The sequence below is a fragment of the Micromonospora sp. NPDC005367 genome, assembly GCF_040606825.1.
GTDB lineage: Bacteria > Actinomycetota > Actinomycetes > Mycobacteriales > Micromonosporaceae > Micromonospora.
Genome location: NZ_JBEXFP010000006.1, coordinates 1 through 26,968, shown reverse-complemented (window position 1 = coordinate 26,968; position 26,968 = coordinate 1). Strand labels below are relative to the sequence as shown.

The following is a 26,968-nucleotide window of genomic DNA, read 5'->3' as shown; positions in this document are numbered from 1 at the left end:
GGGCGACAGCGGCTCCTACGGTTCGTGCTCTTCCCGCTCTTCCCGGCGGGCCGCCTGCACACCGGCCTGGAACCGGGTACGGGCGCCGAGTGAGGCCATCAGCGTCGCGATGTGTCGCTGCGCGGTGCGGTAGCCGACGCCGAGCTGGCGCGCGATCGCCTCGTCGGTGAGGCCGGAGAGCAAGAGCGCGATGAGCCGTCGGTGCTCGACCGGCGGGCGGTGGCTGGGTGGCGCGGCCGAAGAGGGTTGCAGTGGCAGGGCGGACCGCCACAGCCCTTCGAAGAGGTGCCCAAGGGCGTCGAGGAGCGCGCAGGGCCGGAGCAGCACGGCGCTCCCACCCTCGTCGCCGGGCTGGCGGACGAGCAGGCCGTACCGGCCGTCGGCGAGGTAGAGCTTGAGCGGCAGGGTCGGCAGTACCCGGGCCTGCTGGCCGGCGGCGACGAGCTGTTCGAGCCCGTGCAGGGCGCCCGGCTGCTCGAGGGAGGAACGCTCGTAGATGGTGCGGGAGCGTACGCCCCGCCGGAGTAGCTCGACCACACCGCTGGTCGTGCCGGCCCCGTCCAGGTACGGGGGCTTGTCCAGGCAGAGGATCTCCCGCTCGGCGGTACGCCGGAGACGGTGGAGCCGTTCCAGCACCGCCTCGCGGCCGCTGACCACCTCCAGCACGGCGGTCGAGTCGGTGAGGCTGGCGTCCGCGCGGTGGATCGCGGCCAGGCGGTGGAGGTGCTCGCGGGCGGCCTGCAACCGCCGCTCGTACGCCCGGACCGGTGCGTCGAGGGCGACCTCGGGGTCCACGGCCGTGTAGGTGGGCGGGTCGTTGTCGTCCGCTACGACGAGCCCGGCGGCGGCGAGCGCGCCGAGCGCGTCACGCAGCGGCTCGGAGCGGATCCAGGACCGGTCGAGGTCGGCCGCGGTGGCGCCCGGCTGCGCGACGACCAGTTCGTACGCCGCGGACTCGACGGCGGTCAGGCCGGCGGCGTCGAGGTCGCCCTCCGGATGCGTCGGCACTGTCAGACCACGCCTCCGGACGTGGTGATCCAGCCGCGGCGGATGGCCTGGTAGCCGGCCTGGAACCGGCTGGCCGCCCCCAACCGCCGCAGCATCGCGCTGATCCGGCGACGCACCGTGCGTTCGGTGCAGCCCTGCTGGGCGGCGATCGCCGCGTCGGTCAGCCCGGCCGCGAGCAGGGGCAGCAGTTCGCCCTCGACCGGCGACGGCGCGTCGCCGACCTGCACGAGCTGCGGGTGGCCGTCGCGTACCCGCAACGGGACGCCCTGCTCCCAGGTGATCTCGAACAGCGCGCCGAGCATCTCGATCAGGGCCGGGTCGCGGACGAGCATGGCGGACTCGACGTTCTCGGGGTGGACCGGGAGCAGCGCCAGCGGGTGGTCACTGAGCACCAGCTTGATCGGTACGGTGGAGACGCGGATCTCCTCGCCGACGGAGAGCCCCTGTGCGAAGTCGGCGAGCCGGCCGGGATCGTCGAGCCCCCGCCGGTCGTAGAGCACCCGGTAGTGGATGCCCTGCCGCAGCAGCTCCAGTTCCACCGGCTCGGCCAGGGGCGGAACGTCCACGTAGGGCGGAGCGTCGAAGACCCGTACCTCATGACGGGCGCTGAGCTGGACGTCGATGAATGCCTGCTTGATCGCCTGCTTCCCGTGCAGGATCTCGACGAGACCTCCCGCGTCGTGCGGATGCCGACCGGCGCGGAAGACCGCCGCCAGCCGGGCGCGCCGGGCCCGGGCGCGGGACAGGGCGCGTTCACCGGCGAGCGTCAGCACATCGGCGACCTCGTCCGGTGCCACCGCCTGGAATCTCGCCGGGGCCCCGGGGAGCCGCAGCGCCAGCCCCAACTCCTCGAGCCGGGCGAGCAGCGGGCGGGCCTGCCCTCGCCACGGCTGGTCAGCGGCGGACCGGTCGAGTGTCTCAAGGGGAACCGCCGGACGGTCGAGCAACCACTCGTAGAGCGCCTGCTCGGCCGTCGTGACCCCCAAGATCCGCAGCACCTGTTCATCGTGCGGCAACCTCGGGTTGATGTCCATCCTGTTCCCGCCGGTGGCGTGAACCGGACGTCACAACTGTCTTCTGTCGAATCGGCCGTGGTGGCATCGTCGGCAGGCGCGCTCGCCAGGAAACCTGTGCCGGTGCCGGATGCGTTCGCGAGCATGGCCGATCGGCTCAGCCGGCGGGCGCGGTCGTGAGTCGACTCGCCGGAGGAGAGTGCGCAGCGTGTCATCCAGAGCAGTACCCCTGAACAGGACAGGGCGGCAGGTGTCGCCGCCCGAACCGGTGCCCGCGTGCGCCGGCCGGGTCATCGCCGGGCTCCGGCCGGGAAGTGCCCGATGAGCGCCGGCCGAGCTGCCCGACGGGCCCGGTGGACGCAGGTTCTCAGCCTGGTCGCGGCGCTGGGCCTGGTGGCCGGCGCGCTGTCCGTGACCGGCGGGCCCGCCGAGCCCGCCGCGGCAGCACCGGAGAAGATCCAGCCCGAGTTGCGGGCGAGCCTGAAGACCCTTCCGGCTCAGCCGTTCTGGGTACGCCTGGACGCCCGCCCCGACTTGTCCGCGGCATCGGCCATCAAGGACTGGGACGAACGTGGCGCGGCGGTCGTCGAGGCGTTGCGGAAGACGGCTGAGAAGAGCCAGGCGGACGTCGTCCGCCGGTTGAAGGCGGAGGGCGTGGAGTACCACACCTTCTACGCCTCCAACAGCGTGTACGTCGCCCGCGGCACCCTCGACCTGGCTGAGACCCTGGCCGAGGAGACCGAGGTCAGCGCCATTCAGGCGCACCGCATGTACGAGCTGCCGGAGCCGCTGAAGGCGCAGCAGGTCGCCGACGTCGACGAGGTGGAGTGGGGAGTCCACGCGATCGGCGCCGACCGGGTGTGGGCGGACGGTACGCACGGCGAGGGCATCGTCGTGGGCAGCATCGACAGCGGCGTGCAGTACGACCACCCGGCCCTGGTGAACTCGTACCGGGGCAACATGGGCGAGGCCGGCTTCTCGCACGACTACAACTGGTACGACCCGTCCCAGGTGTGTGGTTCACCGTCGCTCGCACCCTGCGACAACAACCAGCACGGCACGCACACGATGGGCACGATGGTCGGCGACGGCGGCCCCGGCAACCACATCGGTGTCGCACCCGGCGCCCGCTGGATCGCCGCCAAGGGCTGCGAGGAGCGCAGCTGCTCGGACTTCGCGCTGCTCGCCTCCGCGGAGTGGATGCTCGCGCCGACGAACCTGGCCGGCCAGGACCCGCGGCCGGACCTGCGTCCGCACATCGTGAACAACTCGTGGGGCACCGACAACGGCCCCGCCAGCGATCCCTGGTTCGCCGACGTCGTCGCCGACTGGCGGGCCGCCGGCATCTTCCCGATGTTCTCCAACGGCAACGCGGGTGAGGGCGGCTGCGACACCTCGGGCACCCCGGGTGACTACGCGTCCACCTACAGCGCCGGCGCCTTCGACGTGAACGGCAAGATCGGGTACTTCTCCAGCCGGGGTCCCGGCACGGGCGGCATCACCAAGCCGAACATCGCCGCCCCCGGGGTGGACGTCCGCTCCAGCGTGCCGGGCGGCGGCTACGGCGTGCTGAGCGGCACGTCGATGGCCAGCCCACACGTGGCCGGCGCGATCGCCCTGCTGTGGTCGGCCGCGCCCGGACTCATCGGGGACATCGCCGGCACCACGGCCGTGCTCGACCAGGTCGCCGTCGACGTCAGCGACACCAGTTGCGGCGGTACGCCGGCCAACAACAACGTCTGGGGCCAGGGCAAGCTGGACGCCTACGCCGCGATCGCGGAGGCGCCGACCGGTGAGACGGGCCGGTTGACCGGTAAGGTCACCGACGCGAAGACCGGCGAGCCGCTCAGCGGTGCCGAGGTCAGGATCAGCGGCTCGATCCACCGTACGGTCACGACCGGAGCGGACGGCAGCTACGCCGCCACGCTGTCGGCCGGCGATTACGACGTGACGGCCTCTGCCTACGGGTACGGTGACGGCGGCGCGTCCGCGACGGTCACCCCCAACGCCACCGCCACCCGGGACGTCAGCCTCCAGCGGACCCCCGAGGCCAAGATCAGCGGTACGGTCAGCGACGGCTCCGGACACGGCTGGCCGCTCTACGCGCGAATCACCGCGCCGGGTCTGCCGGTCGGACCGTGGTTCACAGACCCGGAGACCGGCCGGTACGAGCTGAGCCTGCCCGCCGACTCGACGTACCACCTGACCGTGGCCCCGGTCTATCCCGGTTACCAGACCAGCGCGGTGGACGTCCCGGTCGGTGAGGCAGACGTGGTCCGCGACGTCCGGACGCAGGTCGTCGAGACGTCCTGCCTGGCCGCCGGCTACGCGTACCCCCTGCGGGCGGAATTCGAGGGCTGGACGGACCCGGGCGTGCGGGCGGGCTGGACGGTCGAGGACAACCTCGGTGGCGGGCACGCCTGGCAGTTCGACACGCCTGGCGGTCTGGACAACGTCACCGGGGGCACCGGCGGCTTCGCGAGCGCCAACTCCTGGCACAACGGCCTCGCCGAGGAGGACACCAACCTCGTCTCGCCGGTGATCGACCTGTCGGACCAGAGCGCGCCGCAGCTCGCGTTCAAGACGCTCTACCTGGGTGAGAGCGGGACCGCGCGGGCGAACATCGACCTGAGCGTCGACGGCGGCTCGACCTGGAGCACCGTCTGGCAGCAGAGCACCGAGAACGCCCTCGGGCCGGTGAGCGTCCCGCTGCCGCAGGCCGCCGGTCAGGCGCGGACCCGGCTGCGTTTCCACTACGCCGGCAGTGGTATCGCGCTGTGGCAGGTGGACGACGTGAGCGTCGGCGCCTGCGTCCCCACGCCCGGCGGCCTGGTCACCGGTGTGGTAAGCGACGACAACACCGGTGACCCCGTCAACGGCGCGAAGGTGATCGACAAGGCGAGCGGGAGCGAACTCGCGGCCAGCGCCGCGACGCCGCTCGACCCGAACCTGTCGGACGGCTTCTACTGGCTGTTCACCTCGCAGTCGAAGCCGACGTTGACGGTCAGCTACCCCCGGTACGCCACCGGGGAGGCGCGCACGGCCGTGTCGCCGGATCGTGTCACCAGGAAGGACTGGCGGCTGGACGCCGGGCAGCTGAAGGTCGGCGGAAAGAGCCTCGACCTCACCACGCGGCTCGGGAAGTCGGCCACCCGCACCCTCACCTTCACCAACGACGGCGCCCGTCCGGTGCATGTGAAGCTGGGCGAGCAGGTCGTCACTCCGACCGGTCCGGCCGCTCATCGGGTCGCCGAGGAGACCGGTGCGCCGCTGCGGCGCGTGAAGGCTGATCCGCCGAGGACGGCGCCGCTGCCGAAGGCGCCGGCGGGCCAGCCGGTCCAGCCGGTGGAGCCGACCGTCCAGGGGGAGGCGACGCCGGACGTCGGGCCGTGGACCAGGATCGCCAACTACCCGACCCAGATCCTGTACAACACCGTGGGCTACCACGCGGGCAAGCTCTACTCCGTGGGTGGCACCACCTCCGGCTTCCTGGAGGGAATGACCCGCAACGGGTACGTCTACGACCCGGTGACCCTCGAGTGGAGTCCGATCGCCGACACCCCGGAGGCGGTCGCGAGCGCCGCGGGCATCTTCCTCGACGGCAAGATGTACGTGGTCGGCGGCACGAGCACGCAGGGCACGCTGCTCGAGACCGTGTACGTCTACGATCCCGTCCGCGACTCCTGGGGACGGGCGGCGGACCTGCCGCAGGGCCTCAGCACCCCCGCGATCGCGGCGCTCGACGGGCGTCTCTACGTCGTCGGCGGCTGTTTCGCGTCGTGCCCGGCGCAGGCCGCGACGGTCTACCGGTACGACCCGAGTGGGGACTCGTGGGCCCGCCTCGCCGACTATCCCGTCGGGGTGGTTGCCCCCGGCTGCGCCGGGGCCGCCGGACGGGTCGTCTGCGCCGGCGGGTACGACGGTGACTCCGCGGTCGCGTCCACCTTCCTCTTCGACCCGGCCACGGGTGCGTGGACCCGGGGCGCGGACGCGCCGTACGGCGTCTTCGACATGGGGGCCAGTGGCGCCAACGACAAGCTGCAGCTCATCAGCGGCATGCAGAACGGTTCCGTGCTGACCAACGAGGCGATCGAGTACGACCCGGTCTCGGACAGCTGGGGCCGGCTGCCCAACGTGAACTACCCGAGCCGCGACGCCGCCACCGCGTGTGGTGTGTACCGGGTCGGTGGTTCGGTGAGCCTGTGGACTCCGTCGGTCACTGCCGAGATGCTGCCGGGGTACGACTACTGCGGCGGTACGGCTGACGTGCCGTGGCTGTCGGTGGACAAGCCGCAGTTCGACGTGGCGCCGGGCCGGTCGGTCCAGGTGACCGTCCGGGTCGACGGCGACGCGGTCACCCAGCCGGGTGAGCTGGCCGCGCGGCTGGTCGTGCTCAGCGACACCCCGTACCAGGGGAGCAACGTGGCGGTGACCGGTCACTTCGAGGCGCCCCCGAACTGGGCGACGCTGAGCGGGACGGTGACCGACGCGGCGACCGGTGGCGCGGTCGCGGGTGCGACCGTGACCGTCTGCGGCGACTACCAGGCCGGCTCGGCCGACCAGGCCGACGGGCCCGGCCAACAGGGCTGCGGGCCGGTCAGCTACACCGTGGTGACCGACGCCCACGGCCGCTACCAGCTGCGGCTGGCGAAGAACCAACAGGTCCAGGTCACCGCGGCCGCGCCCGGATTCCAGCCGGGCTCGACGGTGACCACGATCCGGGGGGCGAAGAACACCGCGAACATCGCCCTGCGTACCGGCTGAGGCGGACACCACTGCACGGGCCAGTCCCGCCGGAACCGGTCAGCCGGTCCCCGGCGGGGCTGGCCCGCCCCGTTAGCGGGCACGATCGTTGGGCCGAGGCATCCCGGCCGAGCCCCGGAGAGCGCCGGACAACCACGAAGCGGAGGGCCGACCTTGCCCTGGGCGGGGCCGAGTGGCACCTTGAGTCCGAGCCCGGCCGGGCCGTTCTCACGATGCGTGACCGCTCGGCTTCGGGCAGCATGAACCCGACGTCACGGGCGGAGGTTCGACGCATGGCGGAACGGATCCAGCTCCCGACCGGGTGGGTGACCTTCGTGTTCACCGACATCGAGGGCTCGACCCGGCTCGCGCAACTGCTCGGCCCGGACTACCGACCGGTGCTGCGCGAGCACCGCCGGTTGCTGCGCCGGACCCTGGCCGGCACCGGCGGCGCGGAGCTGTTGACCGAGGGCGACTCGTTCTTCCTCGCCTTCGCGGACGCGACCGCCGCGTTGACCGCATGTCTCACCGCCCAGCGTGCGCTGACCAGCCACGACTGGCCCACCCCGGAGGCTGCGCCGAGAGTGCGGATGGGCCTCCACACCGGTTACGCCGAACCGCGCGACGGCGAGTACGCCAGCCCCGAGGTGCACCGTGCGGCCCGGATCGCCGCCGCCGCGCACGGAGGCCAGGTGCTCTGCTCGGCGTCCACCGCCCGCCGGGCCGACCCGCTGCCCGCGGGCGCCTCCCTGCTCGACCTCGGCCTGCACCGGCTGCGTGGGTTCGACGACCGGGAGCGCCTGTTCCAGCTGGTCGCCCCTGGCCTGGAGCGGCAGTTCCCGCGACCGCGTACCGCCGACGCGGTGGCGCACAACCTGCCGACCCAGGTCACCTCGTTCGTGGGCCGTGAGCTGGAACGCGCCGAGCTTCGCCGGCTGGGGCAGGAGCACCGCCTGGTCACCGTGGTCGGCGCGGGCGGCGCGGGGAAGACCCGGCTCGCCGTCGAGTTGGCGGCCGGCGTGGTCGAGACGTACCCGGACGGCGTCTGGTTCGTCGACATCGCCGCGGTGACCGATCCCGGGCTGGTGGCCTTCGAGATCGCCGCGGTGCTCGGACTGCGTCCGGAGCCGGGCCGTCCGATGGTGGACACCCTGGTGGAGTACGCCGCCGCCCGCCGGATGCTGGTACTGCTGGACACCTGCGACGCCCAGCCCGCCGCCTCCGCCGAGGTGATCTCCCGGCTGCTCGCCGGTGGCTGTGGCGTGCGGGTGCTGGCGACCAGCCGCGAGCCGTTCGGGCTGCCCGGCGAAGTGGTGTGGCGGATCCCGCCACTCTCGGTCGAGCCGCGACCGGACGGCGCGGAGAGCGACGCCGTGGCCCTGCTGCTGGACCGGACGGCGGCGGCCCGCGGCGGCCGGCCGCCGGACCAGGCCGAGTCGGCCGACCTGCGCCGGGTGGTGCAGCGGCTGGACGGGCTGCCGCTCGCCATCGAACTCGCCGCCGCCCGGCTGCGGGTGCTGTCGGTCGGTCAGCTCGCCGAGCGCCTCGACGACGTGCTCGGCACCTTGGACGCCGGTCGGGAGGATCCGGAACCGCCACCGGTGGACCGGGGCTGGATGGGTAACCAGCAGGACACGGTGGACCTGGTGGCCGCCGCGGCCGGGACGTCGCCGCCGACGCCGGCGACGCGGGCCGTGCAGCGCTCCGCGACGGAACGGCACCTCACCATGCAGGCCACCGTCACATGGTCGTACCGGACGCTCGGGCCGCGCGCCGCGCGACTGCTGCGCTGGCTCGCCGTCTTCACCGGTCCGGTCGACCTGGCGACGGTGGAGTGGCTGCTCGGCGACGACCCGCTCGACCCGCTCTCCGTGCTGGTGGACAAGTCGATGGTGCTGGCCGAGCCGCACGCCTCGGGCTGCACCTACCGGATGCTCGACCCGATCCGGGCGTACGCGGCGCGACGGCTCGCCGAGGCGGGCGAGGAGCAGGCCGCCCGGGACCGGCACGTGGCCTGGTCGGCGCACGCCCTGGAGCAGGCGCACCTGGGCCCGGACGCCCGCCCGGTAACGCTCTCCCTGTACGCGCTCGATCCGCTCGCCGGTGAGCTGCGGGCCGCGCTGCGCTGGTGTGCGACGGGTGGCAGCGCGGCGGCGGGGCTACGGCTCGCGGGCGGCCTCGACCAGTGGTGGCGGGAGCGCGGGCTGGCCCGTGAGGGGCGGCTCTGGCTGTTCCGGCTCTACGGGCGGATCGCCGAGACCGGTGAGCGGATTCCGGAGTCCGAGCTGGCCGCCGCGTACCACATGCATTCGCTGCACGCCGGCGCGGACGGCGAGTTCGCCGAGGAGCTGCGCTACTCGCAGCGGGCCGAGGCGGCCGCTCGGCAGGCCGGTGACGCGGGGTTGCTGGCCCGGGTGCTGGCCGGCCGGGCCGCGCCGCTGGTCGACATGGGGCAGCTCGCCGAGGCGGAGCGGGTCTGCCGGGAGGTGATCGACTGGGCGCACAGCCAGGAGGTGCTCGGGGACGCGCTGCTCGCCGTCTACAGCCTGGCCGAGCTGCTCTGGCGGCGCGGTGCGCTCGACGAGGCGGCGGAGCTGCTCGGGGCGGCCCGGCCGGTGGAGGCGGCCCGCCCGCTGGGGCGTGGCAGGCGTTCGGTCGACATGCTGCTCGGCATGGTCGCGCTGGCCCGTGGCGACCTGATCGCGGCGCACGAGCACCTGCTGGTGGCGCTCCGGTCGCGGATGAGTCATGGCTTTCACGGCCGGGCCTGCGACACGTTGAACGCGATCGCGGTGCGCTGCGCGGGCGGAGGTGAGTTGCTGGTCGCCGCGCGGCTCTTCGGTGCGGCGCAGGCGACCGGGGCCGACCTGCGCTGCGCGTCCGGCGTCTACTCCGGCTACTGGGCCGAGCAGCAGGCGGCGCTGCGCGAGCGGCTGGGCGATGCGGCCTTCGACGACGCGTACGGCGAGGGAGCTGAGCTGAGCCTGGAGGAGGCGGCGGCGTTGGCGCTCGACGTGGAGCATCCCGATCTGGCGGTCGACTCGACCCGGTTCAGCGCGACGGCGGTCCGCCCCGCGCCGCGCCAGGCCGGCGCACCCGAGCCGGACCGCCGCCCGGCCGGCCGGAGCGAGCGGGCCTGAGCCGCCCCCGGGTGGCTCCGCTCGCGGCGGGCCCGCGCCGACGGTCTCGCGACGGCACGGGCCCTGGGTTGCGGTGCGCCGCCGGATCCGGCGACCCGGTTCGGGTCAGGCGCGCAGGCCGGCGCGGCGCTCGGCGTCGGCCTTCATCTTCGCGGCGCGCTCGATGTCGGCCGGGTCCACCGCCGCGGGCGAGCCGAAGATGCTGACCGCCTGGTAGTAGGTCCAGGCCAGGCTGAGGCAGGCCGGCCGGACGACCGAGTTGTAAGTGGCGCACACGCGCTTGAGGTCGGCGTAGAAGGCGCTGTCCAGGCGTGACTTGTTGGCCGGGAACTGGCCCATCGCCTTGTAGTTGCGGTAGCCGAAGTCGTGCCGGTAGCAGGACAGCGCGAAGCGGAACCCGAGCGGATTGTCCGGGCTCGACGAGCAGTAGTCGGTGGACCAGTCGAAGGCGTACTCGGCCCAGGGGGCCTTGTTCAGCCGGGCCGAGTTCCAGGAGTTGTAGCTGCTGGCGCTGGTCTGCGTCCAAGTGGAGAGGACGGAGAGCTTCTGCGCCGGGGTGACGGCGGCGCTGGCGGGGGCGGCGACTCCCAGCGCGACGAACAGCGAGAGCGCGGCAGAGGCGAGGAGGGTGGTGAGTCGTCTGGGCACTGGTACCTCCGCGGGGGTGTGCGGGTGGGCCGTAAGTTACCGGCGGGTTACCGGGTGCCGATCAGTTTCGATCAATCGATGGTCGCGGATGCTGCGATGGCTCCGACTATTGGTGACATTCGTCGAAACAGACGAATGCCCCGGGGTGCGCGGGCACCCGGGGCATTCGATCGGTGCGGGTCAGCGCAGGACGAACGCCGGGGGACCGGCCGGGCTCTCGTTCGCCAGCCGGTCGAGCGCGGTCACGTAGTAGGTGTACCGCTTGCCGGGCTGAGCCGTGGTGTCCACCCAGGACTGCGTTCCGTCGCCGGTCGCCCGGACGCTGTCCACCAGGTGCGCGGCGTCGGCGCGGTCGCAGCTGTCCGCGGCCTTCACCCCGTCGAACCGGTAGATCGCGTACGAGGTGGCCGTGCCGAACGGCCCGACTCCGTCGGCGGGTTGCCGCCAGCTCAGCCGGACCCCGTCGTCCTGCCGGACCGACCGGGTGACCACCGGCATCAGCAGCGGCTTCGACGGCAGGTGCGACATGGTCGGGATCAGCGCCGGGCGGGAGTAGTGCTCGGACGCGTAGATGTCGGTGGCGCCGAGCCGGTTCGCCCGTACCTGCACCGCCGAGAAGTGCACGTTGCCCTGAACCTCCGGGTAGGACCGGTTGAGCAGCAGGTGGTCCGAGAGCTCACGCGGGTTCATCCAGAACGTGCCGTACGCCGGGTCGCCGCTCTTGTAGTCGGCCTGCCCGATGTAGAGCTGCACCCGGGTGCCCCGGACGGTCTCCGCCCACCACGGCACCAGTCGCGCGTAGTCCGCGGCCGGGTACTGCCCGATGTACCAGTAGAGCTGCGGTACGACGTAGTCGATCCACTCCTCCTTGACCCACTTGCGGGTGTCGGCGGAGATGATGTCGTACGACTGGCTGCCGGTGGTGTCCGAGCCGCGTGGGTCGGCGGAGGCGTTCCGCCAGATGCCGAACGGGCTGACCCCGAACTTCACCCAGGGCTTGACCGCCTTGATCTTGGCGTTCATCTCCTGGATCAGCAGGTTGATGTTGTCCCGCCGCCAGTCCGCCCTGTCGGTGAAACCCCGGTTGTACGCCGCGAACGTGTCGTCGTCGGGTACCTGGTACGTGCCGCTCGGGTACGGGTAGAAGTAGTCGTCGAAGTGCACGCCGTCGATGTCGTACCGCTTGACGGCGTCCATCATCGCGGTCTGGACGAACTCGCGGACCGCCGGGACGCCCGGGTCGTAGTAGAGCCGGCTGCCGGCCACCCCGGCGGGCGGGTAGGCGAACGTCCAGTCCGGATGCTGGCGCGCCGGGTGGCCGGGGGCGAGTTGGTCGAGGTCGGCTCCGGCGCCGCCCGGAGCCGGCATGGAGACCCGGTACGGGTTGAACCAGGCGTGGAACTCGAGGTTGCGTCGGTGCGACTCGGTGACCAGGAAGGCGAGCGGGTCCCAGCCCGGATCCTGACCCCGGACGCCGGTGAGGTACTCCGACCAGGGCTCGTACGGCGACGGCCAGAACGCGTCCGCCGTGGGTCGGACCTGGACGACAACGGCGTTGTGGTTCAGCCGTTCGGCCAAGTCGAGCCATTCCAGGTACTCGGCCTTCTGCCGGGCGACCTGGTCCGGAGCGGTCTGCGACGCCTTGCTGGGCCAGTCGATGTTGGTGACGGATGCGATCCACATGGCCCGGAACTGCCGCTTGGGCGTGGCCGGGTCGGTCACGCAGTTGATGGTGGTGTTCGCCGCGTCGGGCGCGGCGGTCGCGGGGGCGCCGGCGACGAGCGCGCCGAGCAGTGCCGCGGCCAGCCCGGCTGCGCCGAGCCGAGTTGCCTTCATGGGTGTGTCCCTTCGTTGGGGCTCCCGTTCCGGTTTCGTCGCGGCGACCTCGGCAACATCCGCCGTCGGCTATATGCCGCTGGTAGGAAATTTTCATATTCGTGCATCCCTGCGCAAGAGGCTGCCCAGGATCTGCCGGTACGTCCGATCCGTGGCCCGGCGTGCGTGATCGTCCCCGACCCGGTCGGGCCCTCCCCACGGCTCGATGGGCAGCCCGACCGGTGCCCGAAGCGTGGTGATTGACGACGATGCGTGCTGGGTAGCAACGCCGGTCACCGGCCGCCGCGGGGCGGTCGCACGTGGGAGGGGTGAGCGCCGGTGTCCGTGCTGCGCACGAAACCGATCAAGGACGTGCTCGCGCAGGGTGACGCGGACGGTGGTGACGGCCGGCCCGGACTGAAACGCCGCTTGGGCGCGCTCGACCTCACCGGCTTCGGCATCGGCATCGTGATCGGTACCGGCATCTTCACGCTCACCGGTATCGAGGCGCGGGACAACGCGGGACCGGGCGTGGTGATCTCCTTCGCCATCGCCGGCGTGGTCGCCCTGCTCGCCGCCTTCTGCTACGCCGAGCTCGCCTCCAGCGTTCCGACCGCCGGCAGCGCCTACACCTACGCGTACGCCACGATGGGCGAGATCGTCGCGTGGATCATCGGCTGGGACCTGCTGCTGGAGTTCGCCCTCGGCGCGGCCGTGGTGGCCCGAGGCTGGTCCGGCTACCTCGCCGAGCTGCTCAACCTCCCCGCCACCTGGTTCGGTGAGCAGGGGAGCATCGTCAACGTCGGCGCGGTCGCCATCGTGCTGGTCCTCAGCGTGGTCGGCATCGTCGGTGTCCGCGAGTCCGCCCGGGTGACGAACCTGCTGGTCATGGTCAAGGTGGCGATCTGCGTCTTCGTGGTGGTCGCCGGCCTCTTCTTCGTCAAGGCCGCGAACCTCACCCCGTTCATCCCGCCCACCGAGCCCGCCTCGGATGGGGACGGCGGCATCAAGCAGCCCGTCACCCAGGCCATCTTCGGCCTGGAACCGTCGGTCTTCGGGTTCGTCGGGGTGCTCAGCGCGGCGGCGGTGGTCTTCTTCGCCTACACCGGCTTCGAGGCGGTGGCCAACCTCGGCGAGGAAACCCGCAAACCACGCCGGGACCTGCCGTTGGGTCTGCTCGGCACCCTGCTGATCTCGACCGTGCTCTACATCGGCGTCTCGCTGGTGGTCGTCGGAATGGTGCCGTACACCGAGATCGACCGGAGCGCCCCGATCGCCTCGGCCTTCGAGTCGGTCGGGGCCGGCTGGGCGGCGACCCTCGTCTCGATCGCCGCCGTCGCCGGCCTGACCAGCGTGATCCTGGTCGACCTGGTGGCCATGAGCCGGATCGGCTTCGCCATCTCCCGCGACGGGCTGATCCCGCCGTCGATCGCCAAGGTGCACCCGCGCTGGGGGACTCCGTACCGGATCTCGGCGATCATGACGGTCGGGGTCGCGCTGCTGGCCGGCCTGCTGCCCCTCTCCGCGCTCGCCGACCTGGTGAGCATCGGCGCGCTCTGCGCGTTCGTGCTGGTGTCGGTCGCGGTGCCGATCCTGCGCCGGACCCGCCCGGACCTGGAGCGGCCCTTCCGCGTGCCGTTCTCACCGGTGCTGCCGGTCGTCTCCGCCCTCGCCTGCCTCTACCTGATGTTCAACCTCTCGGTCGAGACCTGGCTGCGCTTCCTGGCCTGGATGCTCCTCGGCGCGCTGATCTACTTCGGCTACGGCTACCGCAAGAACCGCCTGGCCCGCCAGGAGAACACCCCCGCCCCCCACACCGCCACCTCCGTCCGCTGACCCCCACTCGTCGGGGCCTCGTTCACGGAAAGAGTGGCTATCCGGCATCGGATAGCCACTCTTTCCGTGAAAGTGCGCGCGGGACGGGATGGGGTTAGGGGGTGAGGGCGGGGCCCTTCACTACGGGCTTGCCGTTAGCCCAGACGACCTCGTTCAGCCAGGTCTGGCGGCCGGGGTCGACGCTGCCCTCCTGGCCGGGCGGCCAGGCGTGGTAGAGCAGCCAGGTACGCCCGTCCTTGACGACCATCGACGCGTGCCCCGACCCGGAGGCCACCTCGTTGCTCTTCAGGATCGGGTTCTCCGGGGCCTTCACGCACGGCCCGCTCGGCGACTCGCAGATCGCGTACCCCTCGGCGTACTCCGCCTTGTCGTACGCGTTCGCCGCGAAGAAGAGGTACACCTTCCCCTCCTGGCGGTGGAAGAACGGCCCCTCGATGAGGTCGCCCTCCCACGGCTCGGTCTGCTTGAGCAGCTTCGTCGGCTCACCGACCAGGCTCAATCCGTCCTCGGAGAGACGCTGGGAGAAGATCCAGGTGTCCACCCCGATGGCGTTGCCGTCGTTCTTCCACAGCAACCACAGGCTGCCGTCGGTGTCCCGGAACGGGCTCGCGTCGATCGCCCCGCCCAGCTCGGCCTGGCAGATCAGCGGGCCGGCCGACTCGTCCCGGTACGGGCCCTCCGGCGCGTTCGCCACGGCTCGCCCGACGCACTGCCGCCCCGACTCCCGGCCGGCGACGGTGTAGTAGAGCACGAACGACTCCGGCCCGAGCTGGATGGCCTCCGGGGCCCAGGTCTTCCCGGGGTCCGCCCACCCGGGCAGCACCGGCAGGGCATCCCCGGCCGGCGTCCAGTCGGTCAGGTTCGCGGACGTGTGCACCGGCACGTTCCGGCCGCCGGCGTTGGTGTGGAACAGGTACCAGGTGTCGCCGACCCGGATCGCCTGCGGGTCGGGGGAGTCGGTGCGGATGACGGGGTTGGTGAACATGCTCGGGTCGCTCCCCGTACTCGTGGGTGTGGGTTCGTTGGTGTCACCGCAGCCGGACACGAGCAGTGCGGCGGCGAGAACCGCCACCGCACCGCCTCTCCGGCGCCTTCCGCGCGTCATCCCTTCAGGCCGCTGCGGGACACGCCCTGGATGATGTGCCGCTGGGCGAGCACGAAGAGGATCAGCACCGGCACGCTGGCCAGCACCGCACCCGCCATGATCACCGGGTAGTCGGTCACGTACGAGCCCTGGAGCAGTCCCAGGCCGGGTGGAAGGGTCAGCTTCTCCGGGCTGAACAACACGAAGATCGGCCAGAGGAAGTCGTTCCAGTTGGTCAGGAACGACAGCACCGCCAGGGTGGCCAGCGCGGGCTTCGAGAGCGGTAGCACCACCCGGTAGAAGATCTGCCACTGGTTCGCGCCGTCCAGCACCGCGGCCTCCTCCAGCTCCTTGGGCAGGGAGAGGAAGAACTGGCGTAGGAAGAACACCCCGAACGCGCTCGCCGCGCCCGGCACGACCACCACGGCGAGGGTGTCGATCCAGTTCAGCGAGTCGACGATCAGGAAGTTCGGGATGATCAGCGAGGTCGGCGGGATGAAGAGCGTCCCGACGATCAGCGCGAAGGAGACTCCGCGACCCCGGAACCGCATCCGGGCCAGGGCGTACGCGGCCATCGAGGCGGTCGCCAGCACCAGCATCGAGTGCAGCGTGGCGGCCAGCATGCTGTTGAGGAACCAGCGCAGCACCGGGTTGGCTGAGTTGGTGAGGATCTGCTGGTAGCCGTACCCGGAGATCGGGTCGGGCAGCCAGTCCGGCGGGATGCGCTGGGCGCCGTCGTAGGTCTTCAGCGACGTGATGACCATCCACGCCAGCGGGATCAGGAAGACCAGGGCCAGCGCTACGAGGATGGCGTAGAGCCCGACCCGGCGCAGCGTGTGCGCGGGCGCGGTGCGCGTGGGCGTCGTCATGGCGGTTCCCTCAGTCTTCCCGGTAGCGGAAGAGGCGGAAATTGGCGAGGCTCACCACGGCCAGCATCAGCGCGAAGACGATGGTCATCGCGGCGGCGCGGCCGGCGTCGTTGTTCCGCAGCCCCTGCTCGACGATGTACCAGACCACGGTGCGGGTCTCCGTGCCGGGCGCGCCCTGGGTGATCAGGAACGACTGGCCGAACACGTTCGCCGAGGCGAGCACGGTGGTGGTCATCACGAAGAGCAGCACCGGGCGCAGCCCGGGGAGCGTGACGTGCCGGAACCGTTCCCAGGCCGTCGCGCCGTCCACCCTCGCCGCCTCGTACAGCTCGGGCGAGATGTCCTGCAGACCGGCCAGGTAGATCACGGCGTTGAACCCGGAGGTCCACCAGACGGTCACGCCGACCAGCGAGACCCACGCCCACGGCACGTCGGTCACCCAGGGGGTGTCCGCCGGTAGGCCGACGACGCCGAGCACCCGGTTGACCAGGCCCAGGTTCGCGTCGAGCAGGAACCGCCAGAGCAGGCCGATCACCGCCACGCCCAGCACGTACGGCGCGAAGTAGACCGCCCGGAAGAAGGTCCGGCCGGGGAACGAGCGGTTCAGCAGCAGCGCCAGCCCCAGCGGAACCACCATCAGCAGCGGCACCGAGATGACCGTGAAGATCGCGGTCGCCCGGACGCTCTGCCACCAGTCCCCGAAGACCGCCGAGTCGCTGGAGAAGAGCTCCTTGTAGTTGTCCAACCCGACGAACGGCCGGTTGGGCAGCTGGAAGTCCCACTGGTGCACGCTGAGATAGAGGCCGAGCACGATCGGCAGCAGGCCGAAGACCGTGAACAGGACCAGATAGGGAGTGAGGAACAGATACGGCGTCGCCCGACCGACCCGGTTCGCCGACTTGGCGCCCCGGCGGGCAGCACCGGCCGCCGGGGGCGGCGCGTCACCGCGCGCCGCCCCGACCTCGATCACGTCCGCCACGGAGAATCAGCTCCCGTACTTCTTGCGGTTGTCCTCGAGCTGCCGGTTGGCCTTCGCCACCCCGTCGTCGAGCGCCTGCTTGGGCGACTTCTTGCCCAGCGCGGCCTCGTTGAACGAGTTGTAGAAGGTCGTGATGACCTCGCCGAGGCCCGGAGTGGCCGGCGGGAAGGCCGCGTAGTCCAGCTCGGGGGCGAGCGAGCTCACCTCGGTCAGCGCCTTGAACTCGGCGCTCTCCCGGACGCTCTTGCGGGCCGGCACCTGGCCACCCTTGGCCCAGTCGAGGGAGTGCTGGCTGAGCCAGTTGATGAAGACCTTCGACGCCTGGACCTTGTTGGCGTTGTTGGCGCGCTGCTTGACGATGGTGAAGTTGTGCGAGTTGGCCCAGGCGGCCGGCTTACTGCCGATCTGCGGCAGGGGCGCCACGCCCCACTGGACATCGGGGCTCTTCTTGAGATCGTTGATCTGCCAGATGCCGTTGAAGGTGAAGGCGTTCTTGCCGCTCTTCAGGGCCAGGTACTCGGCGTCCTGACCGACGTTCGCCGGCGAGTGCCCCTGCTTGATCATGTCGACCATCCAGGTGCACGCCTCGACCGCCGGGTCGGCGTTGAAGGTGGCCTTGTTGACCTCGGCGTCGAAGAGGCTGCCGCCGAACTGGTAGATCAGCGAGTAGAAGGACATCCCGCCGGTGAACTGGAACGGGCTGATCCAGAAGCCCTGGACGCCCGACTTCTTCAGCTCGGTGAGGGCGGCGGTGAAGTCGTCCCGGGTGGTCGGCGGCTTGTTCGGGTCCAGCCCGGCCTTCTCCATCACCGACTTGTTGTAGTAGAAGCCCAGCGGGTGCATGTCCAGCGGGATGCCGTACCGCTTGTTGTTGTAGAGCCCGCCCTGCCAGACCGTCGGCGCGAAGTCCGCCTCGGTCAGCTCCAGGGTCTTGGCCACGTCGTCCAGCTCGCTGATCACGCCGCGGGCGGCGAACGTGGCGAGCTGGTCCATGTGCATGACCGCGATGTCCGGCCCGTTGCCGCTGGAGGCCGCGCTGGGAAGCTTGTTGTAGTAGTCCTCCCACTGGTACGTGGCGACCGAGACCGCGATGTTCTGGTGCTCGGAGTTGAACTGGTTCACCAGCGTCTTGAAGATCTCACCGTCGCCGCCGGTGAACCCGTTCCACAGCTTCAGGTCCACCTTCGGCCCGGTGTAGTCCTTCCCACCGTTGCCGCCGGCAGCCGGCCCGGACGAGTCGCCACCGCCGCAGCCCGCCAATGTCAGCGTGGCCGCGGCGCCGAGCCCGACGCCGAGCCCGAGGAGCCGCCGCCGGCTCATTTCGTTGTGGATCATGCCGTATCTCTCCTTGGGGGACGGTATGAAGTGTGCCCTGGTCAGAGCGGGTTTCCGAAGCGCAGCACGTTCCAGGAGACGGCTGGCAGGCACACCGAGCACCGGCCGCCGTCGATGGTGGGGGTGGTCAACTCGCGCGGCGTCACCCGGTCCGGTTCGGCCTCGGTGTTCATCGCCTCCGGGTCGTCGCCGGCGGCGAGGCTCACGTGGGACAGCGCGGACATACCGGGCAGGCCGCGCAGGTCGAGATCCAGCGCGAGGTCCGTGTCACCGCGATTGACGGCGAAGACGGTCAGCTCGCCGGTCTCCTCGTCGTGCACGGCGACGGTGTCCAGCACCGGCACGTCCCCGTACTTCTTCGTCTCGTAGCTGGGCGAGACGGGCTCGGTACGCAGCACGGTGCCGCGCGCGTACCGGGCGGTCAGGGCGAACGGGTGGAAGATGCTCTGCCGCCAGCTCGGTCCGCCGTTGCGGGTGCGGATCGGGGCGATCACGTTCGCGAGCTGCGCCTGAGCGGCCACGCCGACCCGGTCCGCGTGCCGGAGCAGGGTGATCAGCAGGTCGCCGACCACCACCGCGTCGACCGCCGTGAAGTCGTCCTCGATCAGCGCCGGCGCCTCGACCCAGCCCCGCCGGTCCAGGTCGGCCTGGAGGCGGGACTCGTACCAGACGTTCCACTCGTCGAAGGAGATCTTCAGCTTCCGCTTCTGCCGCTGCTTGGCGGCGACGTGGTCGGCGGTGGCGACCACCTCGGAGATGAAGTTGTCCATGTCGACGGCCGAGGCCAGGATGCTGGCCCGGTCCCCGTCGGAGGGGTCGTAGTAGGTGTGTGCGGAGATGTAGTCGACGTGCTCGTAGGTGTGCTCGAGCACGGTCGCCTCCCAGGAGGCGAAGGTGGGCATCCGCCGGTTGGAGCTGCCGCACGCGACGAGGCTGATCGACGGGTCGACCATCTTCATGGCGCGGGCGGTCTCGGCGGCCAGCCGGCCGTACTCGTCCGCGGTCTTGTGCCCGACCTGCCAGGGGCCGTCCAGCTCATTGCCGAGGCACCAGAGGCGTACGCCGAACGGCTCCTCGGCGCCGTTCTTGCGGCGCAGGTCGGACAGGTGCGTGCCGCCCGGGTGGTTCGTGTACTCCAGGAGGTCAAGCGCCTCCTGGACGCCCCGGGTGCCGAGGTTGACCGCCATCATCGGCTCGACTCCGGCCTCGTCGGCCCAGGTCATGAACTCGTGCAGGCCGAAGGCGTTGGTCTCGATGGTCTTCCAGGCCAGGTCGAGCCGGCGGGGGCGGTCGCCGACCGGGCCGACGCCGTCCTCCCAGCGGTAGCCGGAGACGAAGTTGCCGCCCGGGTAGCGGACCACCGACACGCCGAGTTCCCGGGTCAGGTCCAGCACGTCACGTCGCAGCCCGCGCTCGTCGGCGTCGGGGTGGCCGGGCTCGTAGATCCCGCCGTAGACGCACCGTCCCATGTGCTCGACGAAGGAGCCGAAGAGCCGTCGGTCGGCCGGGCCGATCGCGAATGCGGGGTCGATCGTGAGCTTCGCGGTCCGCACGAATGTCACCTTTCGTCATTTCTGATGCCGGGTGACCGCAGTCACCGCGCACCCGGTGTCCCTGGTTTCTACAACGTTGTAGGCAACGTTGTAAAGAGCTGACGACGAGGTAAAGTGCCGGTTGTTACGTCGGGGGAGGGGGTCGAATGCGGCACAGGCTCAAGGACGTTGCCGAACGGGCCGGAGTGTCGGTGAAGACCGTCTCCAACGTGGTGAACGGCTACGCGCACGTCCGGCCCGACACCCGGGCCCGGGTCGAGGAGGCCATCGCCGCGCTCAACTACCGGCCCAACCTCTCCGCCCGCAACCTCCGCAAGGGGCGCACGGGCATCATCGCGCTGGCCGTACCCGAGCTCGACATCCCGTACTTCGCCGAACTCGCCCGGCACGTGGTGACCGCCGCCGCCGATCTCGGCTGGACCGTGCTGATCGACCAGACCGGCGGCGGTCGCGAGCAGGAACGGGTCGTCGCGTCCGGCATCACCGACCACCTCATCGACGGGTTGATCTTCAGTCCGCTGGCGCTCACCGCCGACGACCTGATCAACCTGGACGGCACCCCGATGGTGCTGCTCGGCGAACGCGTCGCGCACGGCCCCGCCGACCATGTCGTGATCGACAACGTGGCCGCCGCCCGGGAGATCACCAACCATCTGGTCGGGCTCGGCCGCCGCCGGATCGCCGCCATCGGCTCCCAGCGCACCCCGGAGGGCGCCAGCGCCCGGCTCCGCCTCGACGGTTACCGGAGCGCGCTGGAGGAGGCCGGCTTCGGCTACGACGAGGCCCTGGTCGCGCCCGCTCCGGTCTGGCACCGCGCGGACGGCGCGGCCGCCATGCGCAACCTGCTCTCCTCGGGGGTACGACCCGACGCCGTCTTCTGCTTCAACGACACCCTCGCCCTCGGCGCGCTGCGGGCTCTGCACGAGACGGGTCTGCGCGTGCCCGAGGACGTCGCGGTGGCCGGCTTCGACGGCATCGAGGACGGGCGGTTCTCGGTGCCGACCCTGACCACCATCGCCCCCGACAAGGAGCGGATCGCCCGGCTCGCGGTCGAACTGCTGGCCAACCGGATCGACGGCGATCGCAACGCGGCGCCCCGCGAACTGGCCGCCCCGTACCGCCTGGAACCCCGAGAATCCACCCGAGGCCGCCAACCCTGACCCCCGGTCCCCTGCTTCCCCCGGCCCTGCTTCCCCCGGTGACCATGAAGTTATTGCCCGAAATGTCGGCGTGTCGGAGCAATAACTTCATGATCACGGGTGCTGAGGACCCCGTGCGCGGTGCCGACCGGGCGCGGGTCGGGTGGGTGGTCAGTCGAAGAAGCGGGCCAGGTGGGAGTTGGTGGGTGGTTCGGCGTCGGGTGGTACGGGAGTGAGGTCGGCGAAGATCGAGGCGCCGTCGCAGCCCGCGTGCAGCGGGTACCAGCGTGGGGTACCCGGCGGACGCTGAAGACAGATCCCCTTGAACGTCTGCACATCGAGCAGCCGTACGTGGGTCGGGTCGGCCACCGCGTTCACGTGCCCCCACCACGGGCTCATCACGTGCAGTACGCCACCAGGCCGGAGCACCCGATGGCACTCGTCGAGCAGCGGCAGGAAATCGATCAGATGCTCCAGGATGTGCACGGTGAAGAACACGTCGACCGAGTCGTCGGCCAGCGGCAGGGAACCCGACAGGTCGGCCACCGCGTCCACCCCCGATGCCGGGAAGATGTCCAGCCCCAGGTTGCCCGGCCACTGCTTGTTCGGGCCGCAGCCGAGGTCCACCACCACCGGATCGCGCCCGGCGATCCGAACCTTGCACCAGACGCCCAGCACCCCGGCCAACTGGCCGATCCGATCCCGGGCCAGCCGCAGCTGCTCCGGATCGGCGACCTCGCCGGTCACGTGGGCCACCCCCCGGTCGAAACGCACCTCCACGGCGAGGTCGCGCAGCCGGTCGTCGTGTGCCTTCCGATCCGCCCACGCTTCGGCGAGGAATCCGTCGATCGCCCGCAGACGATCGCCCGACGGCGGGGTCTGTGCCAACGCGACCATGTCCACCTCCGGCCGCCCGTTACCCGCATCGGCGTCCGGTATGCCTGCCGCGACGGGCACGCCTGCGGTTGAGCACGGAGCGACACGGCGGTAGCCCGAGCCGCGCCGACCGTGCCGCCTGCGCGCGGGTCAGCCGGTGGCGGTACGCCGCGGCCGCCCGCCGATCCGCATCCGCTGCCTGGGCGGAGGAGCCGCCGGCTTGGGTCGCTTGAGGTGGTAGCGGTGCAACTCGTTGTTGCCGGGCATCGACGGGTCCTCGCTCATCGCGACCAACTCCCAGCCCTGGTCACCCGCCCGATTCAGGTGGGCCAGCGCAGTGTCCCCGTATGGGGTGACATCGACCATCGAGCTGTCCGGGCCGTACCAGACGAACGTGACCTCCCAGCCGAGGTCGGTGGTCGCCGCCTGGCGCCGGCGGACCAGCAGCGCGTACTCCCACTTGAGCATGGGGTCATTCTCACCCCGGACGGCGCCGTCGGCACGGCATCAATCCTCGGCGATCCGCCCCGTGTCCACGCGCAGCCGCCGGTTGGTCGCCACCGCCGCCAGCATCCGCCGGTCGTGGGTGACCAGCAGCAGCGTCCCCGGGTAGCCGGCCAGTGCCGATTCCAGTTGCTCGATGGCGGGCAGATCCAGGTGGTTCGTGGGCTCGTCGAGCACCAACAGGTTCACCCCGCGCCCCTGCAGCAGCGCCAGCGCGGCCCGGGTCCGTTCGCCGGGGGAGAGGGTCGCGGCCGGCCGCAGCACGTGCCCGGCGCGCAGACCGAACTTGGCGAGCAGCGTCCGCGCGTCCGCCGGCGACATCTCCGGTACGGCGGCCCGGAACGCGTCGATGAGCGGTACGTCGCCGAGGAAGAAACCCCGGGCCTGGTCGACCTCCCCGACCACCACGCCCGGGCCGAGCGCGGAGTGGCCGGCGTCGAGCGGCAGCCGGCCCAGCAGGGCGGCCAGGAGCGTGGACTTGCCGGACCCGTTCGCGCCGGTCACCGCCACCCGGTCGGCCCAGTCGATCTGGAGGTTCACCGGCCCGAGCGTGAAGCCGCCGCGGCGTACCACGGCATCGCGGAGCGAGGCCACGACGGCGCCGGCGCGGGGCGCGGCGGCGATCTCCATCCGCAGCTCCCACTCCTTGCGCGGCTCCTCGACTACGTCCAACCGCTCGATCAGCCGCTCGGTCTGGCGGGCCTTCGCCGCCTGTTTCTCCGTCGCCTCGGCGCGGAACTTCCGCCCGATCTTGTCGTTGTCGGTGGCCTTGCGCCGGGCGTTCTTGACACCCTTCTCCATCCAGGCGCGCTGCGCCCTCGCGCGGGCCTCCAGGGCGGCGCGGTTGTCGGCGTACTCCTCGTAGTCGGCGCGGGCGTGCCGCCGTGCCACCTCCCGCTCCTCCAGGTAGGCCGCGTAGCCCCCGCCGAAGTGGTTGACCTGTTGCTGCGTCAGGTCCAGCTCCAGCACCCGGGTCACCGTCCGGGTCAGGAACTCCCGGTCGTGGCTGACCAGCACCGTGCCGGCGCGCAGTCCCGTCACGAACTCCTCGAGCCGCTCCAGCCCCGCGAGGTCCAGGTCGTTGGTGGGCTCGTCGAGCAGGAACACGTCGTACCGGCTGAGCAGCAGCGAGGCGAGCCCGGCCCGTGCCGCCTGGCCGCCGGAGAGACCGGTCATCTCCTGCTCCAGGTCCACCGCGAGGCCCAGCTCGGCGGCGACCTGCGCGGCCCGTTCGTCCAGGTCCGCGCCGCCGAGCGCCAGCCAACGCTCCAGCGCCTCGGCGTACGCGTCGTCGGCGCCGGCCCGTCCGGCCGTGAGCGCCTCCGTGGCGGCGTCCAGGGCGATCTGCGCCGCGGCCACCCCGGTGCGGCGGGCCAGGAAGGCGCGCACCGTCTCGCCCGGGCGCCGCTCCGGCTCCTGCGGCAGGTGCCCGACGCTCGCGGTGGGCGGGTTGAGCGTGACGCTGCCGGCCTCCACCGGCAGCAACCCGGCGAGCGTACGCAGCAGCGTCGACTTCCCGGCACCGTTCGGTCCGACCAGGCCGACGACGTCGCCCGGCGCGACGACCAGGTCCAGTCCGGTGAAGAGCGGCTTGTCGCCGTGCCCGGCGGAAAGGTTCTTGACGATCAACGTGGCGCTCATGAGGAGGCGAGCCTATCCGGCCCGGCGGACGTGACCCGGCCGGAAGGTGCAGACTCGGCGGAGTGGTGACCACACTGGCGATCGACTGCGGTGGCGGGGGCATCAAGGCCTCGGTCCTCGACGAGGCCGGCACGATGCGGACCCGCCCGCTTCGGGTGCCCACGCCGTACCCGCTGCCCACCTCGCTCTTCGTCAAGACCCTGCTCGACCTGGGCGCCCAGCTGCCTCCGGCGGACCGGGTGACCGTCGGGCTGCCCGGCATGCTGCGGCACGGCGTGGTGGTGGCCACGCCGCACTACGTCACCCGGGCCGGTCCGCGTACGAAGGTGGATCCCGACCTGCTCGCCGAGTGGTCCGGCTGGGACGTGCGGTCGGCGCTGGCAGACGCGTTCGGGGTGCCCGCGCTGGTTCTCAACGACGCCGAGGTGCACGGCGCCGGGGTGGTGGCCGGCACCGGGCTGGAACTGGTGCTCACGCTCGGCACCGGGCTGGGCTCCGCCCTGTTCGACGGCGGGGTGCTCGCGCCGCACCTGGAGCTGTCGCACGCGCCGGTGCGCTGGGGAATGACGTACGACACGTACATCGGCGAGCCGGAACGGCGGCGGCTCGGCGATGCGTTCTGGTCACGTCGGGTGCGAGGTGTGGTCGATGGGCTCCGACCGGTGTTCCGCTGGGACCGGCTCTATCTGGGCGGGGGCAACTCGCGGCTGGTCCGGCCGGATCAGCTGGTCCGGATGGGCGATGACGTGGTGGTGGTGCCGAACACGGCCGGGATCGTCGGCGGCGTACGCGCCTGGGACCTGGCCGCCGCCCGTCCCGCCTGACCGGTTGGGCAGGGCACTGTCGCACTCCCACCCACCCAGGAACAGTCGAGGCCCGGGCGGCGTTACGTGAGTGTAAGGCGAGTGACCGACACGAGACGAGGGATGGTAATGGATCTTCTGGCCGACTACCGGCGGGCGACCTTGTTCTTCGAGATCGGTGACGCCACCGAAGCCGTCCGACTGCTCGAGCCGATCGTCGAGGCAGAGCCGAACAACGCCTCGGTGCGGCAGCTGCTGGCCCGGGCGTACTTCAAGTCCGCCCAGCTCAACCGGGCCGAGGAGCACCTGCAGGAGCTGGTCGATCGGGACCCGAGCGACCACTACGCGCACCACGTGCTGGGCCGTACGCTCGAGCGGCTGAACCGGTACCCGGACGCGCTCCGGCACCTGCGGATCGCCGCCGCCATGCACAGCGACAACCACGACTACCGCACCGCGGTCTCCCGGGTGGAGAACCGGGTCAGCGGCGGTCGCTGACGTCGAAGCAAACGGACAGGGCAGCCCATGCGGGCTGCCCTTCGCCGTCTCCGGGCCCCGGCCCGCCGCACCTAGGATGAACTGGTGAAGCTCAAGCTCGATCTCCACGACATCTACAACAAGGGTCACGACATCGACCGCGCGCTGCGGGCGGTCATGGACGAGGCGGTCGCCAAGAAGGCGACCCTCCTGGAGATCATTCCCGGCAAGGGGTCCGGTCAGCTCAAGAAGCGGGTGCTGCGTTTTCTCGACCAGAAGGACGTCAAGCAGCTCTACCACCGGGTGGAGAAGGACTCCAAGAACTTCGGTCGCCTGTTCGTGCACTTCCGCTGGAAGTAACATCCCCAGCTCACCGACCTCCCACGTGATTAATGGCCGGGCCTCTGACCTGCTCAAACGCCTTTCGTCAGTTTCCGGCTTCTTCCGCTGTTACTCGCGCTCGGTTGTGCCGGATCTGTGCCCAGCCTTGAACCTGCGGGGAGCCTCGTCGTTGTCGTCGGCGCGGCCCGCCGCTTGCTCGGTCACGTACTCCGGAGGCAGCATCCCGACATGACCGACGCCTTCGGCATCATCGCCGAGCTCGCACCGTGGTCCCCATGGATGCCTTTCGCGCTCGCGATTCAGCAGGCGCCACGCTTGCCTGGTGTATACCTTGCCCGCCAACGAGCAACCGGCCCGCTGGTCTATGTCGGGATGGCAGGAGAGCGTCGGGGTCAGGGCATCAAGGGCCGGCTCACGGTCTACTACCGCGGCAAGGCGGCCGTCAGTGGACTCGGCGAGGCAGCCCTGGATCGCGCCCTCGCGGACTTGGAGTGGCTACGGCAGCGAGTGGCTGAGGTGGAGGCGGGACAAACGCGTAGGGCGGCCTCGTGGGCTCAAGAGGCTATCCATCACGCGGACCTTCACATCAGCTGGGCGACGACGGCCGACAGAGAAACAGCCCTCGCTCTCGAACGCCAAGCGCTTACGGCTCTCGTCAGTGCATCGCTTTGGAACCGGGACCGGTGACTCACCCCGGACTGCGGCGGAGCGCTCGCTTACAAGCTCTGTGCACCGCGTCCACCCTCGTCCGGGAACGACCGCACGCTCGGAGCCTCGTCCATGCCAGCCCACGTCAGCGTGCCGCCGTCCGGCGCGGTTGCTAATGAGAGTTGCCGGGTCGGTTGCGGCAGACTCGGATCCGGTAGCTGCTGGCGGGTGAGCACTCGCGGTTGCAGGACGCGTTCGCAGTCCTAGTGACAGATCGTGCCCCTGCCGGTGGTCGGGAGACGTGACCGCTGATGGGATGTCGTGCCCGCCCCGCTGGCGTGAGCACTTGTTCATTAGCTCGCGGAAGTTCTCCCGGACGCTGCCAGACAGTTCGCTCGACTGTGGAACTGAAGGGAGGATGGCGTGCTGTTCGTAGGAGACGACTGGGCTGAGGACCACCATGACGTGGAGATGCAGGACGAGGCGGGCCGGAGGTTGGGCAGGGCGAGGCTCGA

Annotated in this window: 19 protein-coding genes and 1 pseudogene; 8 read left to right on the top strand and 12 right to left on the bottom strand. The window is 71.1% G+C overall.

Going from position 1 to position 26,968, the window contains the following annotated elements; genetic code table 11:
• Window positions 1-15: 15 nt before the first annotated feature.
• Both ABZS42_RS06430 and ABZS42_RS06425 read right to left on the bottom strand, forming a co-directional pair.
• The gene (locus ABZS42_RS06430) at window positions 16-1,008 is read right to left on the bottom strand and encodes a hypothetical protein (RefSeq protein WP_355142913.1); all 993 of its coding nucleotides are present in this window, start codon (window positions 1,006-1,008) and stop codon (window positions 16-18) included.
• A gap of 2 nt (window positions 1,009-1,010) precedes the next feature.
• A complete protein-coding gene (locus tag ABZS42_RS06425; RefSeq protein ID WP_355142912.1) occupies window positions 1,011-2,006 on the bottom strand; it encodes a helix-turn-helix transcriptional regulator in 996 nt (331 codons plus the stop codon).
• Window positions 2,007-2,342: 336 nt separating this feature from the next.
• On the opposite strand from ABZS42_RS06425, the gene ABZS42_RS06420 reads away from it, so the two are divergent.
• Both ABZS42_RS06420 and ABZS42_RS06415 read left to right on the top strand, forming a co-directional pair.
• The gene (locus ABZS42_RS06420) at window positions 2,343-6,785 is read left to right on the top strand and encodes a S8 family serine peptidase (protein WP_355142911.1); all 4,443 of its coding nucleotides are present in this window, start codon (window positions 2,343-2,345) and stop codon (window positions 6,783-6,785) included.
• Window positions 6,786-7,057: 272 nt separating this feature from the next.
• The gene (locus ABZS42_RS06415; protein WP_355142910.1) at window positions 7,058-9,904 is read left to right on the top strand and encodes an adenylate/guanylate cyclase domain-containing protein; all 2,847 of its coding nucleotides are present in this window, start codon (window positions 7,058-7,060) and stop codon (window positions 9,902-9,904) included.
• 105 nt (window positions 9,905-10,009) lie between these two features.
• On the opposite strand, the gene ABZS42_RS06410 is transcribed toward ABZS42_RS06415, so the two are convergent.
• Both ABZS42_RS06410 and ABZS42_RS06405 read right to left on the bottom strand, forming a co-directional pair.
• A complete protein-coding gene (locus ABZS42_RS06410) occupies window positions 10,010-10,552 on the bottom strand; it encodes a phospholipase (RefSeq protein WP_355142909.1) in 543 nt (180 codons plus the stop codon).
• A gap of 180 nt (window positions 10,553-10,732) precedes the next feature.
• A complete protein-coding gene (locus ABZS42_RS06405; protein WP_355142908.1) occupies window positions 10,733-12,388 on the bottom strand; it encodes a family 10 glycosylhydrolase in 1,656 nt (551 codons plus the stop codon).
• 318 nt (window positions 12,389-12,706) lie between these two features.
• On the opposite strand from ABZS42_RS06405, the gene ABZS42_RS06400 reads away from it, so the two are divergent.
• Complete coding sequence (locus ABZS42_RS06400) at window positions 12,707-14,203, top strand: amino acid permease (RefSeq protein ID WP_355142907.1); 1,497 nt, start codon at window positions 12,707-12,709, stop codon at window positions 14,201-14,203.
• Between the two features lie 94 nt (window positions 14,204-14,297).
• On the opposite strand, the gene ABZS42_RS06395 is transcribed toward ABZS42_RS06400, so the two are convergent.
• From ABZS42_RS06395 to ABZS42_RS06375, 5 genes are read right to left on the bottom strand one after another with little or no spacing between them, the layout of a single operon-like run.
• Window positions 14,298-15,275, bottom strand: coding sequence for a glycoside hydrolase family 43 protein (locus ABZS42_RS06395; RefSeq protein WP_355142906.1), 978 nt, complete (start codon window positions 15,273-15,275; stop codon window positions 14,298-14,300).
• A gap of 29 nt (window positions 15,276-15,304) precedes the next feature.
• A complete protein-coding gene (locus ABZS42_RS06390) occupies window positions 15,305-16,156 on the bottom strand; it encodes a carbohydrate ABC transporter permease (RefSeq protein WP_355142905.1) in 852 nt (283 codons plus the stop codon).
• A gap of 10 nt (window positions 16,157-16,166) precedes the next feature.
• Entirely contained in the window at window positions 16,167-17,135 is a 969-nt protein-coding gene (locus ABZS42_RS06385) for a sugar ABC transporter permease (RefSeq protein ID WP_355142904.1), read from the bottom strand.
• A gap of 6 nt (window positions 17,136-17,141) precedes the next feature.
• Complete coding sequence (locus ABZS42_RS06380; protein WP_355142903.1) at window positions 17,142-18,470, bottom strand: ABC transporter substrate-binding protein; 1,329 nt, start codon at window positions 18,468-18,470, stop codon at window positions 17,142-17,144.
• A gap of 41 nt (window positions 18,471-18,511) precedes the next feature.
• Complete coding sequence (locus ABZS42_RS06375) at window positions 18,512-20,023, bottom strand: alpha-N-arabinofuranosidase (RefSeq protein WP_355142902.1); 1,512 nt, start codon at window positions 20,021-20,023, stop codon at window positions 18,512-18,514.
• A gap of 146 nt (window positions 20,024-20,169) precedes the next feature.
• On the opposite strand from ABZS42_RS06375, the gene ABZS42_RS06370 reads away from it, so the two are divergent.
• Window positions 20,170-21,183, top strand: coding sequence for a LacI family DNA-binding transcriptional regulator (locus tag ABZS42_RS06370; protein WP_355142901.1), 1,014 nt, complete (start codon window positions 20,170-20,172; stop codon window positions 21,181-21,183).
• A gap of 150 nt (window positions 21,184-21,333) precedes the next feature.
• On the opposite strand, the gene ABZS42_RS06365 is transcribed toward ABZS42_RS06370, so the two are convergent.
• From ABZS42_RS06365 to ABZS42_RS06355, 3 genes and pseudogenes are all read right to left on the bottom strand, one after another.
• Window positions 21,334-22,059 (bottom strand): methyltransferase domain-containing protein, encoded by a 726-nt coding sequence (locus ABZS42_RS06365; protein WP_355142900.1) that lies wholly within the window; start codon window positions 22,057-22,059, stop codon window positions 21,334-21,336.
• A 201-nt stretch (window positions 22,060-22,260) separates the two neighbouring features.
• Window positions 22,261-22,506, bottom strand: a pseudogene (locus ABZS42_RS06360) (hypothetical protein); the annotation flags it as partial.
• 39 nt (window positions 22,507-22,545) lie between these two features.
• Entirely contained in the window at window positions 22,546-24,183 is a 1,638-nt protein-coding gene (locus tag ABZS42_RS06355; RefSeq protein ID WP_355142899.1) for an ABC-F family ATP-binding cassette domain-containing protein, read from the bottom strand.
• Window positions 24,184-24,245: 62 nt separating this feature from the next.
• Here ABZS42_RS06355 and ABZS42_RS06350 point away from each other — a divergent pair, with 62 nt between their 5' ends.
• The 4 genes from ABZS42_RS06350 (at window position 24,246) to ABZS42_RS06335 (ending at window position 26,492) form a co-directional block, all read left to right on the top strand.
• Window positions 24,246-25,007: an ROK family protein gene (locus tag ABZS42_RS06350; protein ID WP_355142898.1), complete on the top strand. Its 762-nt coding sequence runs from the start codon at window positions 24,246-24,248 to the stop codon at window positions 25,005-25,007.
• 108 nt (window positions 25,008-25,115) lie between these two features.
• A complete protein-coding gene (locus ABZS42_RS06345) occupies window positions 25,116-25,484 on the top strand; it encodes a tetratricopeptide repeat protein (RefSeq protein WP_355142897.1) in 369 nt (122 codons plus the stop codon).
• Between the two features lie 84 nt (window positions 25,485-25,568).
• Window positions 25,569-25,823, top strand: a complete 255-nt coding sequence (locus ABZS42_RS06340) for a Smr/MutS family protein (RefSeq protein WP_355142896.1) — start codon at window positions 25,569-25,571, stop codon at window positions 25,821-25,823.
• A 210-nt stretch (window positions 25,824-26,033) separates the two neighbouring features.
• Window positions 26,034-26,492: a hypothetical protein gene (locus tag ABZS42_RS06335; RefSeq protein WP_355142895.1), complete on the top strand. Its 459-nt coding sequence runs from the start codon at window positions 26,034-26,036 to the stop codon at window positions 26,490-26,492.
• The last annotated feature ends 476 nt before the right edge of the window (window positions 26,493-26,968 follow it).